This is a genomic window from Limnospira indica PCC 8005 (assembly GCF_000973065.1).
Classification (GTDB): domain Bacteria; phylum Cyanobacteriota; class Cyanobacteriia; order Cyanobacteriales; family Microcoleaceae; genus Limnospira; species Limnospira fusiformis.
Map to the genome: position 1 here is coordinate 2974983 of NZ_FO818640.1, position 19564 is coordinate 2994546.

22 protein-coding genes are annotated in these 19564 nt (G+C 45.1%); 9 read left to right on the forward strand and 13 right to left on the reverse strand.

Annotated features, from left to right (window positions below; translation table 11 throughout):
• Positions 1-62 precede the first annotated feature (62 nt).
• Positions 63-524, reverse strand: coding sequence for a DUF29 domain-containing protein (locus tag XZ46_RS12930; RefSeq protein ID WP_006625512.1), 462 nt, complete (start codon positions 522-524; stop codon positions 63-65).
• 45 nt (positions 525-569) lie between these two features.
• On the opposite strand from XZ46_RS12930, the gene XZ46_RS12935 reads away from it, so the two are divergent.
• The gene (locus XZ46_RS12935) at positions 570-806 is read left to right on the forward strand and encodes a hypothetical protein (protein WP_006625511.1); all 237 of its coding nucleotides are present in this window, start codon (positions 570-572) and stop codon (positions 804-806) included.
• Between the two features lie 2 nt (positions 807-808).
• Here XZ46_RS12935 and XZ46_RS12940 read toward each other — a convergent pair whose 3' ends face one another.
• A complete protein-coding gene (locus XZ46_RS12940) occupies positions 809-1420 on the reverse strand; it encodes a chorismate lyase (protein ID WP_006625510.1) in 612 nt (203 codons plus the stop codon).
• A gap of 177 nt (positions 1421-1597) precedes the next feature.
• On the opposite strand from XZ46_RS12940, the gene XZ46_RS12945 reads away from it, so the two are divergent.
• Entirely contained in the window at positions 1598-1978 is a 381-nt protein-coding gene (locus tag XZ46_RS12945; protein ID WP_228116552.1) for a ribbon-helix-helix protein, CopG family, read from the forward strand.
• On the opposite strand, the gene XZ46_RS12950 is transcribed toward XZ46_RS12945, so the two are convergent.
• From XZ46_RS12950 to XZ46_RS12965, 4 genes are all read right to left on the reverse strand, one after another.
• A complete protein-coding gene (locus XZ46_RS12950; RefSeq protein ID WP_006669586.1) occupies positions 1979-2938 on the reverse strand; it encodes a putative 2-dehydropantoate 2-reductase in 960 nt (319 codons plus the stop codon). It abuts the gene before it with no gap.
• A 48-nt stretch (positions 2939-2986) separates the two neighbouring features.
• Positions 2987-3397 carry an acyl-CoA thioesterase gene (locus tag XZ46_RS12955; protein ID WP_006625507.1) on the reverse strand — a complete coding sequence of 137 codons (411 nt, stop codon included), beginning with the start codon at positions 3395-3397 and terminating at the stop codon, positions 2987-2989.
• A gap of 79 nt (positions 3398-3476) precedes the next feature.
• Positions 3477-3908 carry a tellurite resistance TerB family protein gene (locus XZ46_RS12960; RefSeq protein ID WP_006625506.1) on the reverse strand — a complete coding sequence of 144 codons (432 nt, stop codon included), beginning with the start codon at positions 3906-3908 and terminating at the stop codon, positions 3477-3479.
• Positions 3909-3980: 72 nt separating this feature from the next.
• The gene (locus XZ46_RS12965) at positions 3981-5294 is read right to left on the reverse strand and encodes an ATP-binding protein (protein ID WP_006669585.1); all 1314 of its coding nucleotides are present in this window, start codon (positions 5292-5294) and stop codon (positions 3981-3983) included.
• 170 nt (positions 5295-5464) lie between these two features.
• Here XZ46_RS12965 and XZ46_RS12970 point away from each other — a divergent pair, with 170 nt between their 5' ends.
• Entirely contained in the window at positions 5465-5803 is a 339-nt protein-coding gene (locus tag XZ46_RS12970; protein WP_008050946.1) for a TMEM14 family protein, read from the forward strand.
• 85 nt (positions 5804-5888) lie between these two features.
• Here the strand turns inward: XZ46_RS12970 and ygfZ are convergent, their stop codons facing one another.
• Both ygfZ and XZ46_RS12980 read right to left on the reverse strand, forming a co-directional pair.
• Positions 5889-6938: a CAF17-like 4Fe-4S cluster assembly/insertion protein YgfZ gene (gene ygfZ / locus XZ46_RS12975; RefSeq protein WP_006625503.1), complete on the reverse strand. Its 1050-nt coding sequence runs from the start codon at positions 6936-6938 to the stop codon at positions 5889-5891.
• Entirely contained in the window at positions 6935-7318 is a 384-nt protein-coding gene (locus tag XZ46_RS12980; RefSeq protein WP_006625502.1) for a hypothetical protein, read from the reverse strand. The genes ygfZ and XZ46_RS12980 overlap by 4 nt, the downstream gene beginning before the upstream one ends.
• An 87-nt stretch (positions 7319-7405) precedes the next feature.
• On the opposite strand from XZ46_RS12980, the gene XZ46_RS12985 reads away from it, so the two are divergent.
• From XZ46_RS12985 to XZ46_RS13010, 6 genes are all read left to right on the forward strand, one after another.
• The gene (locus XZ46_RS12985; RefSeq protein ID WP_008050947.1) at positions 7406-9730 is read left to right on the forward strand and encodes a response regulator; all 2325 of its coding nucleotides are present in this window, start codon (positions 7406-7408) and stop codon (positions 9728-9730) included.
• Positions 9731-9739: 9 nt separating this feature from the next.
• Positions 9740-10114: a response regulator gene (locus XZ46_RS12990; protein WP_008050948.1), complete on the forward strand. Its 375-nt coding sequence runs from the start codon at positions 9740-9742 to the stop codon at positions 10112-10114.
• A 2-nt stretch (positions 10115-10116) separates the two neighbouring features.
• Positions 10117-12789, forward strand: coding sequence for a chloride channel protein (locus XZ46_RS12995; protein ID WP_008050949.1), 2673 nt, complete (start codon positions 10117-10119; stop codon positions 12787-12789).
• 82 nt (positions 12790-12871) lie between these two features.
• Positions 12872-13078, forward strand: a complete 207-nt coding sequence (locus XZ46_RS13000) for a hypothetical protein (RefSeq protein WP_008050950.1) — start codon at positions 12872-12874, stop codon at positions 13076-13078.
• A 107-nt stretch (positions 13079-13185) separates the two neighbouring features.
• Positions 13186-13788, forward strand: a complete 603-nt coding sequence (locus tag XZ46_RS13005) for a GNAT family N-acetyltransferase (protein ID WP_008050951.1) — start codon at positions 13186-13188, stop codon at positions 13786-13788.
• A gap of 18 nt (positions 13789-13806) precedes the next feature.
• The gene (locus XZ46_RS13010; RefSeq protein WP_008050952.1) at positions 13807-15177 is read left to right on the forward strand and encodes an aminopeptidase P family protein; all 1371 of its coding nucleotides are present in this window, start codon (positions 13807-13809) and stop codon (positions 15175-15177) included.
• Between the two features lie 49 nt (positions 15178-15226).
• On the opposite strand, the gene XZ46_RS13015 is transcribed toward XZ46_RS13010, so the two are convergent.
• The 5 genes from XZ46_RS13015 to murC form a co-directional block, all read right to left on the reverse strand.
• Positions 15227-15583 carry a YbaB/EbfC family nucleoid-associated protein gene (locus XZ46_RS13015; RefSeq protein WP_006625495.1) on the reverse strand — a complete coding sequence of 119 codons (357 nt, stop codon included), beginning with the start codon at positions 15581-15583 and terminating at the stop codon, positions 15227-15229.
• 176 nt (positions 15584-15759) lie between these two features.
• Positions 15760-15990: a helix-turn-helix domain-containing protein gene (locus tag XZ46_RS38035; RefSeq protein WP_071533599.1), complete on the reverse strand. Its 231-nt coding sequence runs from the start codon at positions 15988-15990 to the stop codon at positions 15760-15762.
• Positions 15878-16471 carry an IS607 family transposase gene (locus XZ46_RS13020; protein WP_048895077.1) on the reverse strand — a complete coding sequence of 198 codons (594 nt, stop codon included), beginning with the start codon at positions 16469-16471 and terminating at the stop codon, positions 15878-15880. Before XZ46_RS13020 ends, XZ46_RS38035 begins: the two co-directional genes overlap by 113 nt.
• Before the next feature lie 55 nt (positions 16472-16526).
• A complete protein-coding gene (gene murB / locus XZ46_RS13025; RefSeq protein ID WP_006625493.1) occupies positions 16527-17495 on the reverse strand; it encodes a UDP-N-acetylmuramate dehydrogenase in 969 nt (322 codons plus the stop codon).
• Between the two features lie 67 nt (positions 17496-17562).
• Positions 17563-19149: a UDP-N-acetylmuramate--L-alanine ligase gene (murC, locus tag XZ46_RS13030; RefSeq protein ID WP_008050954.1), complete on the reverse strand. Its 1587-nt coding sequence runs from the start codon at positions 19147-19149 to the stop codon at positions 17563-17565.
• Positions 19150-19564: the final 415 nt, after the last annotated feature.

Here is a 19564-nt window from a genome sequence, read left to right on the forward strand (position 1 = left end):
AATACGATCGCTATTTTCTGAGTTATCTTATTATCCCATAGAATGGGTAATTTAATGATAACTTATTCCCAATCTTGGCTGGTGTCACAAATAAAATTATCGGTGATAATATCATCAAATTGGTAAGGACAAATATCGGGAAAAGTTCGCAAAGGCAGACCTGTCTCTCGGAGAGCCAAATCAACCCCAGCCTCGAAGCTGTCCTCCAAGGCTTGGGCGATTCGGGACTTTAAACTAGGATTTCGAGATAAATGTCGCCGGGTGGCGCGGCGCTGTTCTCGAATGGTCAAGAACCAACTCCTTGAGCGTTTATGGGGTTGATATTCCCACTTGAGTAAATGCCCTAACAAGACTGTTAGATGACTGACTAATTCTCGATATTCTTGTCTTCCTAAACTGTCAATTTCAGCTTGTAAATTTTGCCAATCTAGGTTATTAATATCCTGTTGGGCTAAGGCTTGTAACTGCCACTGAGTCCAACCGTAAAAGTCCTGTTGATATAAGGAAAGTTTCTGACTATCCATAATCAGGATGCCTATATGTTATAATGGTGCATGATATTTGAATTAATGATTATGGCATCTATTTCTAGGTCGGAAGTAAAACAACTGTTAGAACGTTTGATTTTTGTGGACGATCGCCCTCAAGATTGGGTAGAGGATGTGTGGGGCATGAGTCCGACTTTAGGGGAAACTGCCGCCCGCTTGGTTGATGCTTTTGAGGCTGTAATTGAATGTTGTTCGGAGGAAAAGTTAGAGAATCTGTTACAGTCTCTCTATAGCGATCGCCTCGATGAAGATATCTGATATCATAGCATTTGCGTAGCTCCTAAATACTTGGTAAGATAGGGGGAAAACACCTCATAAATCAAGGTTAAGGGCTTCCCGTGATGCCAGAAAAGATAATAACGACCCCAAAAAGGCCCCGGCTGTCCAAAGGCTAATTCTAAGGCTTTAGAATCGCCATAGTCAATACCTTGCACATCTCGATATAATTCAGTTCTCAGCCTGGCTAAACTTGCCCAAATTGGCAGAGATCTATTTTGTAAATACTCGTCAACGTGGCTATTTTCCCACCAGGAAGTAGCATAGGCTAAACGTTGTCCTGATGCAGTCCGTAACCAGACTTGACGGCGCAACCGAGGGCCGGGGACTGCCTGAATCAATGGCGGCGCACCATCTGGACTCATACCAATGGCAGACATATCAATCACATCGACCTCTGTAGGTTCCCCGGTGAGTAGTTGCAGGTGGCGGGTTGGCGATCCGTCTCCCAATAGCATAATTTGCCAGGCTGGGGATAATTTGCTGTGGGGGAGTCCTTGGCGGACTGTTTCCTGGTTTCCCTGCCAACGACACCGGAGGCGATGCCAGCCAGCAGGCTGTTGAATGGGGTTAGGGGAGTGAATGTGGGCAGTCAATGTTTTTTACAATTCTTAACGTTGGTTGTAATCATAGCGCATCTTTGTGATCATAAGTTTTAGTCCCCTAGGGGGGAATTTCCTGCCCGCCATAGAGTTTCTGAAGTTTCCCAGAAACCGCTATCAGGATTATGATTAACAGAATCAGTGAAAGTATCAAGTATTATGTCAGATCTTATGTCGGCCCCTAATGATATCACCTTAACGGTCACAGTTTCCCAGGAGTTAATGCAGGAAATTGAGCAAAAATCTCAAGCATCTGGACACAGCATCACGCAACTGGTGCAGGAAGCGATCAAGGAATATTTAAACCTCAATAATGCCACAGATATAGAACTTTTACGTCGTCAGATCATTGAACTCCAGCGACAATTATTAACTCTGGAAAAAATACCCCAAGATTTAACGGCGGTTGAAACTAGGGTGGCTATATTAGAAAGGCGCTTAGGTTCAGTAAGTATAACTAATCAACGATCATCTTTACCTACTGTGGCAGCAGATGATGAGGATTTTTATGATGAACCGGATGAAATACTCACAGATTTTTTGCCAGATTAATTAAGGGCAATTTTGGGTATCTAAAAACTTTAATTGCTGATATAACATCTGAATGCGAGGGAGATGCACTCCTCCGGCTGTAGCCATTTTTAAGGGATTGCCTAAAATGGCATCAATTTCTAGGGGGCGGCGCTGATCATAGTCAATTTTCATGCTGGTTTTATAGGGTGTCATGGTTTCGGTATGAGACAACATTTGATTAATTATTTCGCGCTCAAGAAAGCGATCGCAACCTTTAGCACCCTCTAAAACTTCCCCCATAATTTCCTCAACTAAAACCCGAGTTGCTGGATTTGACATCATTTGATCAGTGCGGGCATTTAAAACTACTGATAATCCATTATAGGGGATATTCCACACCAACTTTTCCCAACGAATTGAGAGTAAATCTTCGGCTATGTCTAGGGGGACACCAGCCTTTTTAAAGTCTTCACCAATTTGTTGGAGTCGGGGGGTAATGCCACCAGATTGGTAATTGTGGTTATATTCGGCTAGTTTCATCATACCATAGTCTAAATGGCGAATATAACCAGGTTTGATTTTATTAGAACAAATTACACAAATACCCCCTAAAACTCTGTGATTGCCGACTATTTCGGCTATTTCTGGCTCAATTCCTAACCCATTTTGTAAGACCAAAACCACGCCATCAGGTTTTAATACTGGGGGTAAAATTTGGGGTAGTAAATGATTTTCTGTGGATTTTATGGCGACAATTACTACATCACAGGGTGGCATTTTTTGGGGATTATTGTAGGCTGGGACTTGGGGGAGTTGAAAATCACCCCAAACGGATTCTATTTGTAAGCCATGCTGACTCACCCAATCGTAATCACTTCTGAGTAAAAAATGAACATCTAGTCCTGATTTCTGAAGTTTAGCGCCATAGAATCCACCTAATGCCCCGGTGCCAATAACTGCATAACTACGAGGATTGCTAAGTTGAGAAACCAAAGTCATATCATCTAATTAATTGATGGTCAAAAGCTGTTAATATTATGACACAAATCATTGTATTTGTCGAGGATTTAACCATTGTTGAATGGGAGGAGGAAGGGGTTGTCTTTGGCGGGTAGATGGGTTAATTGAGATATGCTTAGTTATACCTTGGGCGATTAATGATTGAGGCTGATCAGCAAGGCAGATTTGATATTCTATCTGAAAGGTATCTAGGCTTAGTTGTTGAGGTGAGAGGTTAATGACAATCCGATCGCCACAATAAATGGGTTGCCGATAGTCCATAGAAGCATGGACAATGGGAATGGCAAAATCGGGGTTATTGACAAAAGTTTTTAGGTCAATGCCTAGATTAATTAAAGCGGCTTCATAGGCTTGGTGACACATAGACATCATCTGGGCAAAATAGACAACGCCAGCGGCATCAGTTTCGCTAAAGTAGACAGTTCTAGTATATACCACAAAGGTGATGAATAAATGAGCAATTTCGGACTATTGTTCCCCTGAACTAGGGGAAATCAGGGGAATTTATGGGAATTGACTATCCTTGGTTTTTGATCATCATAACATCAATAATTTTGGTAGCCATTTCTTCTGATAAATCGAGGGAACTGTAGAGGTCATTAAGTAGGTCTTCTTCCTCTTTGGTAATTTCACCATCAGCGAGAGTGATATCTGTAGCAATGGCAAAGACTGTTTCCCGTAACTCTTTGGGTAAGACAGCGATCGCCGATTTTAATAAAGTATTGTAGCCGTGGGTTTTAATTTCCGTGAGTAGACGATCTAGCATTTCCCGTTTCTGAGTCGGGGAATAGTCGCTAAAAAGCTGCATTCGCGATAGACTACTATTGAGGATTTGAGACTCACTGGGGAGAACCAAACCATCAGCGGCTATGGCAATTAAAGCGATCGCCGCAAAGGCTTCCGGGGGTGAAAGTTTAATAGTAGCGTTGCTATCAGTAGATTCAGACATAGTTAATTTTTCCTGATTTGGGAGTATTTCCGATCTTGATTATGATGACACTGGATGCCGAATTTTTCCAATCTATTGATCAGCTAGGGCAATTTCCGCGGCCAGAAAATCGATAAACTGTCGCGCCGTCCGTCCCGATCGCCCATTATGTCTTGTTGCCCACTGGCGGGCGCGATAATCAAGATCTTCTGGATCGATAGTTATTCCGGCTTGAGTAGCCAGATGCTTAACTATGCTAAGATAAGTTTCCTGATCTGCTGGTTCAAAAGTCAGGGTTAAGCCAAAGCGATCGGCAAATGATAGCTTTTCCTGGACTGTATCCCAAGCCTGTACTTCATTTTGGTCTTGAGGGCGGGGACGTTCATCAAAAAACTCTCGGACTAAATGGCGGCGGTTTGAGGTGGCATATACCACCACATTTTCAGGTCGGGCGGTCATATTTCCTTCCAGGACAACTTTCAAGGCTTTAAAAGCATCATCATCTTCTTCAAAAGATAGGTCATCCACAAAGATAATAAACTTTTGGGGAACTCCCCGCAACTGTTCAATTACTTGGGGTAGGTCTCGCAGTTCAGATTTAGTTACTTCAATTAATCGCAAACCTCGATCGCTATATTGATGTAACAAGGCTTTAACTAGGGAAGATTTCCCTGACCCCCTACTGCCATATAACAGAACATTTAAGGCAGAATATCCCGCCAATAAAAACTCGGTATTTTTTAACAAGATTTCTCGCTGTGGTTCATATCCTACTAATTGGTTGAGGTGAATCGGATCAGGATTCGCGATCGCCATTAGTTCCCCATTCCGCCAACGAAATGCCTGGTTTTCGGCAAATTGACCAGTTCCATATTGTCGATAGTGGGCGGCGATCGCTTCAATGGCATCTCCCCAATTTTCCCCTTGGGCTAACTGATTACGCAGAGCCAGTTCTTCAATTTTATCAACTAAAATAGGTTCATCTTCCCAAACTATTGGCAATTCGGGAATTTGGGCGATCGCTTGTACCCATTGAGCCATTGTTATCCCCTGACATTTATAGAGGATATGTAAGATTCCTAAATCGTGACGGGTAGCCGCAATTAAAGAGGGATTTAATGCCGTTAGGTCGCACTGTTGGGCTTGACGGGAAAAGGGATTATCTGCCCTCAGAATTTGAGTGATTAAGTAATTTTGCCAGCTTTGGGATTGTTCGGCTTGGACTCGAAACCAGTAACTATAAGCCTGTAAAGTTTGATGGCTGTCTGCTTGTAACATATAGTCTAATAGGTTCATAAAGGCTTGACCTATTGGATCTCCCATTACTTCCTGATAAAGCAGCAGGGATAGCGCTTGACGTTGCAGAAATCGAATTTTAGCGATCGCTTCAGATAACGGTGAGGACATGGGCTAATTTGGCTGAAACTTACATCTAAACACAACCACGACACTCTCTGATTATATGGCATAGTGCCACCATCAAAAACGTTAATTTTTACAACATTTTCTGCGGAGTCTGTCTGATTCCTGATAAGTTGCTATTGATGGCAGTTTTTAATCAGTAGGAGTTGGGATTGATGAGTTTAGGTATGATCGCCACTCTCCTTTATGGAGTTTTGGCAATTGTTGGGGGAATTGTTGGATATAAGAAAGCCCAAAGTAAGATTTCTCTAATAGCGGGTGTCAGTAGTGGTATACTGTTATTGGTCGCAGCTTTTGGACAAGCCCAAGGCTGGGAATGGGCGTTAATTTTTGCCCTAGTTATTTCCGTGGTTTTAGTATTAGCTTTTGTGGGTCGATATGTGAAGACTCGAAAATTTATGCCGTCCGGTTTAATGGTAATTTTAGGAATGGTGGCGATCGCTGTGATGGTTGATCAAATTATTGGCGGTTTCAATACTGGGCTGATGGTTTAAAAGCCCAACTCCGACGCGGGCGGGTGATTTCGTCTAACCACTACCCGCCCTGTGTTAATCCCCTCAGTTAATGATGTTTAAAATCTCAGCTTTCAGGATGGCTTAAAAAAGGAACTGCTACCACTGTAGCCGTTGTGTCTCCTAGGGATACTTCCAAGCCTTCGCCCCCCGCTTTTGTGCGGATATAACCCAAGCCAAACCATCCCTCTTGAGTCTCGGTAATGCTGGTAAGTTTACCGACTTTTTCATCCTTGAGATTAATCACGGTTCCCGGTTCCACAAAACCCGAAAGACGCAAACCCCATAATCGTTGTTTAACTCCTTTATAAGTGTTGAGACGGGCGATGGTTTCCTGTCCGATATAACAACCTTTCTCAAAGGAAATATTACCCCATAATCCCGCTTCTAGGGGGTTATAATCTTCTGTTAGTTCCCGATCGGGTGTGGGGCGACCCTGGAGAATGCGGAGTTGTTCCCAAATGCGATCGCCCAAAGGAACAGCCCCAGCTTCCGTCAGAGATAGCCACAAATTCCCCGCCGCCTCTGTGGGAACTATCAGAGTGTATCCTTCCCTAGCCAAACCACTACCGATCGCCACACGAACGGAAATATTAGCCACCATGTCAACCCAGTGATTTCCCCGGGTCAGATTTTCAGCCATGGTAGCCCCCAGTTTTGTCAGTAGAGAGGAACTTTCCGGTCCAATGAGACTAAATACCGCCCACTGGTCGCTGATGTCTTTTATATTAACCCTATCCATGGGGAAAATATAGCGGTCTAGCCATTGTAGCAGGTGCTGACGGCGATTCGGCGAAACCAGTAATAACACCGCCTCCTCGGTCATGTAAGCCGTTGCTAGATCGATATTTCGGGCGGTGGAGGTGACAAATACTGTATCACATCCCTGTCCCGGTTGGCGATCGCTAATAGAATTGGTGCTTTGGTTGTGGAGGAAAGATAAACGATCTTCCCCAGAAAGTTCTAATAGTCCCCAATGGGAGCGATCGCATAACGCCACCGTCTCCTCGGAAGCATTCAACGCTTCAGTGTCATTATCAAAACTGAGGGGAACCTGACCAGCTTCATCATATATGGCTTTGGTATTCGCGTAAATCTCTGGGAGGGTTTTAGTCATTGTCCTGTTAAATTAGCAAAAACTTTCTCGATTAAGTCTTGAGTTTTGCGATCGAGTTTATCCCAATCTACATCTCCTGTATTATCCAGTAAACTGGTATCAATTTCCACCTCCTGGGGTTGGTCAGGTGTATGGGTGGGTTGATAGTCCTGGAAACAGACTTGATAACACAGATCCCAAACATCAATGTTTACTTGTTGGCCATTATGCTCTAATTTAAGTACATAACCCGGATAGGGGGTGGTATGGGTTTCATAACTTCCCTTCCATATAGATGTTTCCAGTTGCTTACGAATGTTATCTAGGACTCTGATTAAAGCTGGCTGCATAAGTATTTCAGCTTGCTGCCAAGCCAGTTGGTTTTTAATTTTGGGTTTCATGGATATTAGCCACGGAAGGGTCTATTGAGTTATGATTTACATCAAGGGAAACCATCAAATTTTAACATACAGTAACCTCAATTTACCATGAAAATTCTTTTAGTGGATGATGATCAATATTTGAATCAACAATTATCCAAATCTCTGAAAGCTCATAATTATGTAGTCGATATAGCGACCGACGGCGAATCGGGATGGAACTATATCGAAAGTTTTGAATATAGTTTGGTTATCCTAGATATTATGTTGCCGAAACTGAATGGGATTGCACTATGTCGAAAATTGCGATCGCATAATTATCAGATGCCAGTGCTATTATTAACAGCTCGTGATAGCTGCGAAGACAAGGTTTTAGGGCTAGACGCGGGGGCTGATGATTATCTAGTCAAACCGATTAGGGCTGAAGAATTAATCGCCAGAATGCGCGCCTTATTGCGTCGTGCGACCATTTCTTTACCGCCAGTCATCCATTGGAGAGACCTAACTTTAAACCCGGCAAAATGCGAGATTTCCTACCAAAAATCGGTCTTACCTCTCACCCCCAAAGAATATGGATTGATGGAATTATTTATTCGCAGTCCCTATCGTGTTTTCAGCTACGATAGCATCATCGAACATCTCTGGTCAATAGAAGAACCTGCAGCCGATAACACTGTCCGCGCCCATATTAAAAGTCTACGCAATAAGCTAAAAGACGCTGGCGGAGACCCCAAGTTAATTGAAAATGTCTATGGGATTGGATATCGGATTAAATCCCTAGATGACGGGAGTTTTAGTCATCAATATTCATCCTTGAACCGCCCCCCTTTGTCCGTAGATGAAACCGTTACGGAGATTTGGGAAAAAATCAAAGACAAAACCATAGCTAGAGTTGAGAGTATTCAAGCAATAGCTAAGGCTAATTCCGGGAATTTAAATAATGAAAATAACCCCCGTCAATATGCCTATATAGAGGCTCACAAACTAGCGGGTTCTTTGGGAACTTTTGGATATGGTCGCGGTTCCGAAATCGCCCGAAAAATCGAATACTTGTTAGCGGGAGAACAACCCCTAGACACCGACAAGCAAACACAAATTGAGCAATTAACTGAAGACCTCTTAAAGGAGCTGAAAAAAACGCCGACCCAACCCCAAACAAAAGAGATTAAAAAGCACCCCCAAACCACTGTGCAGTCATTGTTGATTGTTGATCATGATACCATCCTAGGGGAACAAATTATTAGGGAAGCCCATAGTCGTGGTTTAGAGGCTCGACTGGCTCCTGGTGTGGGGATAGCCAGAGCCATGATGGTTGAGTATCAGCCCAGTATAATTTTACTAGAATTGAACTTTCCCAAGCCGGAAGAAGATGGGTTAATGCTATTAGAAGATATCGCCTATCATCACCCAGAAATTCCGGTGGTCATATTCTCAAGGCGATCGAGTTTTATAGATAGGCTGACGGTGTGTCGTTTAGGGAGTCGGGCGTTTCTGCAAAAACCGATGTCTAGCCATCAAATTGTGGAGATAGTCACAGGAATTCTGAATAATAATACCATCACCGGAACCATTATAGCGATTAATGATGATCCGCAAATTTTGGAACTATTAGAAGCCCTGTTGTGTCCCTTGGGATTAGAGGTAAAAACCCTAAATACTCCGCGAAAATTCTGGCAAGTCTTAGAAATATCTAACCCGGATTTACTAATTATTGATGTAGAAATGCCCCATTATAATGGCATTGATTTATGTCAGGTAATTCGCAACGAACCCAGATGGCGTTATCTGCCGATTTTAGTATTAACCAACCACACAGACCCAGAAACTAGAGCGGAACTATTTAGAGCCGGTGCTGATGATTTTATTAGCAAACCGGTAGTCGGACCGGAATTAATAGCCCGTTTATTTAGTCGCTTGCATCGCAGTCGTCTGTGGCGTAATATAGCGGAGATAGACACCTTAACCGGAATCGAAAATCGCTATAAATCAACTGAAGATATAAACCGATTAATTCGGATTGCTGGTCGTCACAAACAACCCCTGTGCTTTGCCATTTTAGACCTGGACAATTTTAAAGATATTAATGACCAATATGGTCATGATACGGGGGACTGGGTTCTGCACCGATTTGGGGAAGTTCTCAAAAAAGCATTTCGACAGGAAGATATAGTAGGAAGATGGGGAGGAGAAGAATTTGCGGTAGCCATGTATGGTACTTATAAACAAGATGCCATGAAGCGACTGCAAAAAGTTTTAGAAGAGTGGCGTTTAGAGGTTCTAGTTCCAGAAGATCATATAGCTTTTTCGGTCACCTTTAGTGGGGGAGTAGCTCAATATCCAGAAGATGGGCATGATTTACAACTACTGTATCGAGTGGCAGATGCTAACTTAGATCAAGCTAAACAGGGCGGACGCAATCAAATTATCGGATAATTTACTACCATGATCAGCCAAACAGTTTTGATTATTGATGATGATGAGGATATTCTATTGGTGACGGAAAGCTGTTTACAACTGCAAGGGAAATGGCAGGTGCTAACAGCCGCATCAGGAACGGAAGGATTTACTATAGCGAAACAACAGCAACCGGATGTTATCCTACTGGATCTAGTTATGCCGGGTGTAGATGGAGAGGCTACCATAAAAATGCTCAAAAATGATATAATGACTGCGGAAATTCCGGTGATTTTGATGACAGCCAACAACTCACCTAAACAACGATCGCTCTATTTAGGATTAGGAGCGATCGCCATCATTAACAAACCCTTTGAACCCCTAGAAATTTCCGATCAAATCAGTAATGCTCTAGGTAACTAATCGTGTACTGGCCATCCTTAACCAATCAATTCCAGAGCCTCGCCAAATCCATAATTGGCGGTTCCCAAAGGCTGGCCATTTTAGAAGCCGGCTTAATCGGATTAATTTCAGGAATAGCCGCCTTTTTTCTGAGAACAGGAGCCGGGTGGTTAGGGTCTTGGCGAGTCCAAGGTTCCGCCCACTTTTCAGCTTGGCTATTTTTACCCATATTAGGCGTAGTCGGGGGGCTGTTGTCTGGTTTCCTAGTCGAACGCATAGCCCCAGAAGCAGCCGGAAGCGGTATCCCCCAAGTTAAAGCAGCCCTAGGGGGAATCAAAACCTCCCTAGATCTACGGGTAGCAGTAGTCAAACTGATCAGCACCATGATCACCATGGCTTCTGGATTCACCCTAGGACGACAGGGGCCAACAGTACAAATCGGAGCCGCCCTCGCCGCCTGGGTAAGTCGTTGGGTTCCCACTTCTCCCAACTATCGCAAACAACTAATCGCCTGTGGAGCCGCCGCCGGACTAGCCGCCGGGTTTAACGCTCCCATAGCCGGGGTTTTATTCGTAGTGGAAGACCTCCTACACGACATCTCAGGATTAACCCTCGGACCCGCCATTATCGCCTCATTTACTGGGGCGGTAGTATCCCGGCTATTAGGAAACAAAGCCATGGGACTACCTCCCACCATAGACATACCCCCAGAAGCCCTATATCAACAATGGTTAATTGAACCCCTAGAAATCCCCTTTTATATCCTGGTGGGTGTTCTCTCGGGAGTATTTGGGGTGTTATTCAGTCGGGGAATTATTACCTTTCAGAAATTTAACCGCCATACCCTCAAATTAGGACTACCCCTGAGTATGGCTGTGGCGGGTCTAATTTGTGGGATGGTTATTGCTGTGCTACCAGAGACTTTTCGAGATAATGCCGGTTTGCGAGAATATATCCTCAAAGGTAATATCCTCTGGACAACCACAGCCCTAGCTTTTGTAGTGCAGTTTTCCCTAACTACCATGGCGGCGGGTTCCGGTGCGCCGGGTGGATTATTTGCACCATCCCTAATTTTAGGCGCGGCTTTGGGGAATACTATTGGCTTATGGGAAGAGGCAACGATCGCCTTACAACCTCACACCACTTTTGCTTTTGCCGGAATGGGAGCCTTTTTCTGTGCCGTGTCTCGGACTCCCGTCACCGCCGTGGTGATTGTCTTTGAAATTACCACCGATTTTAACTTGGTTCTGCCACTGATGATCTGTTCTGTGGTCTCCTATTTGGTAGCCGAAAAGATAGAAAAACATTCCCTATGCGATCGCCTATTGGCTTTGAGTGGCATTGAATTGGAACCTGACCAAAATGCTGACCGGGTAGCCTTAAATATGTTGCACGCTAGGGATGTTATGCAGCGACAGGTAGAAACTCTCGAAGATCAGTTATCCCTAGAACAGGTTAGGTCCGCTTTTTCTCAATCCCATCATCGCGGCTTTCCCGTAGTCAACCAGGGTAAATTGGTCGGTATTATCAGCCAAACTGATATGGCAAAGATTAACCAACAAGACATATCAGAACAAACCCCCCTACATAAGCTGATGACTCCCCAACCTGTTACTATTTACCCTGATGCTCCCCTCAGTGAGGTTCTGTATCTGTTGGGACGGCAAAAACTCAGTCGCCTTCCCGTCGTCGAGGGGCGGCATTTGGTGGGAATTATTACCCGCAGCGATATTATTCGCGGTGAACTTGGATATATTAGCGGTAGTCACCAGGTGGGGCATCATGCCACCCCCTCCTATGTGGTTTATCAAACTCGCGGCCCCATGGTCGGTCATGGGCGACTATTGGTGGCTTTGAATAATCCCACTACCGCCCCGGCTTTGCTACATATTGCGGCGGCGATCGCTGCTGAACGTAATTATGAGCTAGAATGCTTGACTATTATTACCATTGCTCGCAATTTGTCCCCGGCGGAAACTCCGGTATCCATTACTAAATGTCGCCGTCTACTTCGCCAAGCTGAACGTATTGCCAAAAGCTGGCGGGTTCCTATTCATACTCAAATTAGGGTCAGTCATGATGTGTCTGGGGCGATTTTGGAGACCGTGCAAGAACGAAATATTGATTTGACTTTGATTGGGTGGCAAGGGGAAAGGTCCGCCACTAATCGGGTTTTTGGCACTGTGGTTGATACCATTATTCGACAAGTACCCGGTGAGGTGGTTTTGGTGAAGTGGGGAAAAGATGTTAACCCCATTTTTAGTGACCCCTCAGATCAGCGATCGCTCCAGTTTCCTGTTTGGCGACGTTGGTTAGTTCCTCTGCGAACTGGGGGACCTCCACCAGCCGCAATGGGCATTTTACCCGGTTTGGCTAGGTTGAGTTTGCGCCCCGATATCCGACTGTTAACTGTGGTTAAAAATGCTTTGTCTGAGGCGGAAATGGCAAAGCTAGACCACCTAGTTGAGGAGTTGAAAAGCCCCATTAATGGGGAGGTGGTCGCAACTGCTGTTTGTGCTAGGTCTGTGGTTGATGTACTTTTGGATATTGCTAATCATGATTACTGTGATGTGATTGTTTTGGGTGCTAGTGGCGAAAGTATGCTGCAACAGGCGATTAAGGGTAATATCCCCGAAGCGATCGCCCGTGGTTGTCCTTGTACTGTCATTTTGGTACGCCCACCTATTATGAATTGACCAGGTTTGGTTTTTGGTCAATAATTCTGCTATAATTTCGGCGGAATTGTCTGACTATTAACTGCCAACTTCATTGGAAATTATGACCGAACCCAAAAATCAACACCTGACCCACGCCTTAAATCAACTTATTGGTGATTATGGCATTCAAACCGTTTTGGATTGCCTCGCCGATCGCTGCTTGAAAGAAGCTGATTTTTTGAGGAGCGATCGTAGTACCGACTTGGCCGAAAATTGGGAAGAAATCGGCAAGGGTTTAAAACATATTTTAAGCCGATGGCAAGAATAAATTACCCCCAAAATATGGGCTGATATGCTTGACATTTTGGCTAATTTGTGCTTGTATCAGATAGGGTTATTGCTATTGATTAATTAACCATAAATCCCTTAATCTTAATGGATGTATTCAATGTTAGTTACCGCGCTGCTAATCCTAGGGATGTCCTAGAAATTGCACCACTCATCAGACTGGCTGCCGGGGAGATGATGGATTTTTTACTCCAGCCTCTTCATCAACAATTAACCGTTGAACAAATACTAGCCAGAATGATTCAGTCAGAAACTTCTGTTTTATCTTATCAAAACATTGAGGTTGCCTATAGTCATGGTCGCATTATTGGCATGGCGAACAGCTATCCGGCTAATGCCGATATCATCACAGAAGAGATGAAACAGTTATTTAAGCCTGACCGTTTGGCTATTATCGAGGCTTTTGATAACGCCAAAGTTGAGGGGAGTTGGTTTCTTAATATTTTGGCGGTTAAGTCACCATATCAACGGCAGGGTATTGGCACATCATTAATCTGGCGAACCAAGCAAAAAGCCTGGGAATCAGGATTTTCTACCTTGAGTTTAGTTACTCAATCGGATAACTTGACCGCCATTCGCTTATACCAAAAAAATGGGTTCCGAGAAGTTAAAACCCTGGTAATTCCTCCCCACCCAGAAATAAGCGATCGCCTCAGTTATATTTTAATGAGTTGTGACCTCACTATCTAAATAAATTAACCCCGAATTATGCGACTTCCTCAACCTTCTGAAGGTCTGGTTAATAGCTTATATCAGCGCCGCCAAAAATTAGCGCAACTGGTAGATTTTCCCGTCCTGTTGTGGTCTGGTGGTGTGCGATCGCGCAATTTTCCCGCTAATATTTATCCTTTCCGCGCCAGTAGCCATTTCTTATATTTTGCCGGTCTATCCTTAGTCGATACTGTCATCCATTTAGAAGGGGGAAAACTGACCCTATTTATGGATGACCCAGACCCAGATAGCGCCCTATGGCATGGGGACAGTCCCTCACGCGATCGCCTCGCTGAAATTATCGGTGCCAACTCCGCTTTTCCCAAATCGGAATTAACCCAAAAAAGCCATAATGCTGCCACCGTCAGAGTGCAAGACCCAGCCACCCTTGCCGAAATGGAACGCATTTTAAAGCGCCCTGTCATGGCTCCAGCCGCCGCCGTAGGTCAAGATTTAGCGTTAATCAAAGCCATAATTAACCTCCGTTTATGCCATGATGATGCCGCCCTGTCCGAACTCAAAAAAGCCGCCACCGTCACCGTCAAAGCACACCAATCCGGAATTTTAGCCACCCCCACAGCCAGCCACGAAAGTGATATTAGGGCAGCCATGGAAGCCGTCATCATCGCCTATAATATGACCTGTTCTTATAATAGTATAGTGACCACCGAGGGTCAGGTATTACATAACGAATTATACCATAATCCCCTGAAATCCGGTGATTTATTATTAGCAGATGTCGGCGCAGAAACCCCTGGGGGATGGGCTGGAGATGTCACCCGCACCTGGCCAGTTTCCGGCACTTTTTCCCCTACCCAAGCCGATATATATGATATAGTATTAGCCGCCCATGATGCTTGTATTGAGCAGGTCAAACCCGGTGTAGAATATAGGGATATTCATTTATTAGCGGCGGCGGTTATCACCGAGGGATTAGTAGATTTAGGGATTTTGCGAGGACAGGTAACCGAATTAGTAGAAAAGGATGCTCACGCCTTATTTTTCCCCCATGGTATCGGTCATTTACTAGGGTTAGACGTTCATGATATGGAAGACCTAGGAGACTTAGCCGGATATGCTCCTGGGCGCAAAAGAAGCGATCGCTTTGGTCTAGGTTTTCTGCGTTTAAATAGACCCCTAGCCCCCGGAATGCTAGTCACCATCGAACCTGGTTTTTATCAAGTTCCAGCCATTTTAAATCACCCACCCAATCGCGAAACCTATAGAGATATGGTAAATTGGGAACAACTCGAAAAATTTGCCGATGTGCGTGGCATTCGCATTGAGGATGATGTATTAGTCACCGACAGCGGCCGGGAAGTTTTAACCGCAGCCTTACCCAGTCAAAGACATCACCTGACAAAATAAGTGAGACTCTAAAGCCTCACTTAGCCACCGCTCAAAGGGGATAAATAATTTACAAACCTGGTAGGTTCAACCCACCAGTCAACTCTTCCATGCGTTCCCGCATAGTAGAGGTGGAGTTATTATAGGCTTCCTTCATGGCAGTTAAGATTAGATCAGAGACTACATCAGGTTCCTCTCCCAGCAAATCAGGGGATACTTCTACCCGGCGAGGTTGTTGGTTCCCACTCAGATAAACCTTCACCAGGCCACCACCCGCTTCTCCGAGGACTTCCAGTTCATCCAAATCTTCCTGAAGTTTTTTCGCCCCTTCCTGAACCGCCTGGGCTTTTTTAAAAGCCTCGGCTAGTTCCTTCATTTTACCAAGGCCGAAGCCATCACGACCGAATCCTTTTCCTTCTGGTGTCATAACTAATTTTCCCTTGCGTCATGGACGCTCTGAGTTTTCCATAAGACCTAGCTTAACCCCAAATTGTACCAGAAGTCTTGATCTAGGAACAATCATGGCGAATCAAACTGGCTTCACAGGGCCACAATTCTCAGCCTAACAGACTTTGAACTGTTTCTTTGACCCATGCAGGTAAGTCACTCTGCATCACTTCCGCAGCGTAACTTTAATTTGCTTAGTCGTTTACCACTCCGGGATAATGCAATTGCTTGGTTGTAGCAATACCGACAAGCAGCCAGCCATTTACGCCAGACTTTATTTAGCTCTGGGCTGGGGTAAATCCGGATCTTGTTTGACCTGAGTTTTGTATTTACGCAGTCCGTATAATCGGGAACTGAAGCAGTGGAGGATGGCGAGGATGTCCTCAACCATTTCTCGTTCTGGACTGAGACTTGTCTCGTTGAGAACCATGAGTTCGCACCTGTTTTGCTCACAGAGCCATCGAAACAAGTCCCATCCAAATCTGGCCAATCGGTCTTTGTGGGCAACAACAACCATGCGGACATCTCCTGACAAGACTTGTCCCAGTAAGGCCAGCATTTTCTTTCGCTTGAAGTTGAGCCCGCCTCCGATTTCGGAGACGACTTCTGCTTCGGGGTAGAGGTTGGACAGTGTGGCTACCTGTCGGTTGAGGTCGGACTGCTGGGCGCGGCTACTAACTCTGGCATAGATAACGACTTTGCGTTTGTCACTGCCTGATTTGGCAGTATATGACTCAACGTTATATCGTCGTTGCCCAGCGGGGGTTCTGATGGTCTCGATTGAGCCATTTTCGTCCCATCTGCGGAGTGTTCTTTCATGGACTCCAAGGATTTGGGCCGCTTCCTTGGGTTTGACATATCTGGCAATAGGTTGATCCTCAACTCTTCTCGCTTATTATACCGTATTGCCCTAAAATGTTAACCTAATTTGAGATTAAATCATGCTCTCCGAGGATTCTCACCTCTGGCTCTAACAAACAGGACCACTGATGCTGAACTCGCTCTTGAACATGGTGTATCAGTTGAAAGATATCACTAGCGGTAGCCGAGCCGCAATTCAAGATAAAGTTAGCATGGCGTTCAGCCACTTGAGCGCCACCAATTTTATAACCCTTTAATCCCGTTTGTTCAATCAACCAGCCGGCCTTATGGGGTCCAGGGTTACGAAAAACACTGCCACAACTAGGTAAATGGTAGGGTTGAGATAGCCTTCGCTGTTGGAAATGTTCTGTAGTCTCAGCCATAACCTGTTCTGGGTCATAACCGGGCTGTAACTGGAATGTAGCCTGAGTAACTAGGCGATCGCTTCCCTGTAGATTAGAAGTACGATAGCGGTAGCCCAATTTTTCCGGGGGTAAAACCTGGAGAGTTCCCGAACGTTCCAGGATATGGGTATTAACTAAAATATCTGCTGTACAAGAAATATGAGCGCCAGCATTCATAACTATTGCTCCTCCGACAGTTCCCGGAATTCCCACCGCCCATTCTAAGCCACGCCAACCCATACGAGCAGCTTTCCAAGCCAAACGGGGCAAAGAAGCACCCGAACCGACCGTAAGCTGTCCAGTTTCCTGGTCAAAGTGAGTATGTCGCAGATAACGAGTACCAATCACCAAACCGCGCAAACCTCGATCGCTCACCAAAAGATTAGAACCGCCCCCCAATAAAGTAATCGGTAGTTCTTCAGCATTAGCCCATTCCAAACAGGCTAGTAACTGATCTAATCTTTGCGGTGCAGTATACCAGTCGGCGGGGCCTCCCACCCGAAACGAGGTTAGAGAAGCTAGGGAAACTTTAGACCGGATCAAACAGTCATTACCCAGGAGGGTGATGGAGCGTTCCGGTTTTCCGTTCACTTGACCTAGGGAGCCAGAGGAAACAGTCATGACCATAATCAAATACTTCTTTAATGAGAAATGCCTGTAATTTAATCAGCACATTACATGAGTTAATATCCAGTTACGCAGTAACAGTGGGATTGATGCCAGAATTGTCATCGGATTGAAAGAATGCCATCACCTCTGGAATTACTCGGTTGAGGTTGCCAGCACCCAAAAACAGGACCAAATCTCCTGGTTTGAGCAGTTGACACAAGCGAGTTTTCACCGCCTCTAGGGAGGACTGGTAATCGACATGGGGATGATGTTCAGCAACGCGCGTGGCTAATTGTTGACCACTAATCCTGCCCGGATTGGCTTCTCCGGCGCTATAGATCTCGGTGAGCATAACTAAGTCTGCATCACCAAAGCACAGTGCGAAATCCTCCATAAGGGTTTCGGTGCGACTGTACCGGTGGGGCTGAAAAATGGCGACCACTCGTTTAATTTCCGAACCGGGATGAACAGGCGTGATGGCTGCTTCCGATAAGGTGGAGCTAAGACCACTGGAATTTTGAAGCCGCCCCCTAGCAGCAGCAAGTGTCACTCGAATTTCGCTAGGGTGGTGGGCATAATCATCAACAAATTGAATACCCCCATAATTCCCCCGATATTCAAAGCGTCGTTTAGTCCCAGGAAATTGTGCGATCGCCTGAGCAATCACAGAAAATTCCAAATTGAGTAACCGACCCACAGCCACGGCGGCCAAAGCATTACTGAGATTATGGGCTCCCAGCAATTGTAACTTTAGCAGACCGATCGCCTCACCTCGCTCATAAACCTGAGCCATGATGCCGTCAGCTAGATATTGAACAGCATCAACAGTATAGTCGGCATTAGACTGGGAGTTAATGCTGTAGCTAATGGTAGGTTTAAGGTAATCTCGAACCATTGTGCAGTCAATGCACCCCACAATAGTCTCACATTGATTGGCAAAAATCCTAAAGGTCGAGATCAATTGATCAAGAGTTTTGTAGTGGTCAGGATGATCAAGTTCAATATTAGTCACAACCCCTATATGGGATGCTAGTTTGACTAGGGAACCATCAGACTCATCAGCTTCGGCTACTAAATAAGGGCTATGTCCCACGCGGGCATTTCCTTCCCAAGCGTTCACCTCGCCACCCACCAGAATTGTCGGGTCCAAACCAGCTTTGAGCAATAGAAAAGCAATCAAGCTGCTGGTTGTAGTTTTACCATGAGTCCCGGCTACGGCAATACTTTGGTACTCAGCCATCAAAGCGGCTAGTAGGTCTGATCTATGAAAAATCGGACATCCTAACTCTCGGGCGACTTGATATTCGGGATTTTCGGGATGGATAGCTGTTGAACAAATAACTTGTGGCAGTTGCTGTTCTAACTGAGCGATCGAAGATGATTCTCTGGGTAAAGTGGCTTTCTCTGACGAGATTTTGCCTGATAGCCCAGAAGCCATTGACTCCCAATTATGCTTGGGGGTTTTAAAAATGTCAAAGTTGCTGGCATCTTGACTCCCAAAAATATGAGCCCCCATGGCTTCCAATCGTTCTGTGATATGGCTATTTTGCAGGTCTGAGCCAAAGACAGGCAAATTTCGCTGGGCTAAAATATAGGCAAGGGCTGACATTCCTATGCCACCAATGCCAATGAAATGAAATGGCCTGCCATTAAAATCGACAGTATTAGGCATTAACTATTCCTCAACACACCACACCACACCACACATCCAACAGGCGATTATCATATCAATAATTGCCGCTTGTTGGAAACTCAACCATAGCAAAGTATGGCAATTACAAGATTAAAAGGCGATCGCTCCGATGGAGGCAGAAGGCTGTATGGTATTTGTATACTACATACTCCCCAAAATCGGAAATAACCGGATGCTACCTGCGGAAAATTAGGTTTAGATCAAGGCCAACCGGGGCGGATGCCATATAAGACTCAACACCTGCCATAGCTTCACCCTAGGGCATTTGGGGTCATCATGTCCTCCTTAGATGTGATTACTGAGGCTTATTATCCTAAGTATGCGCCCCTAATCATAGCCGATCGCACCCGGAAGCAGAATCCCCCCTAACTATGAGGGAAGGCACAATAGCACA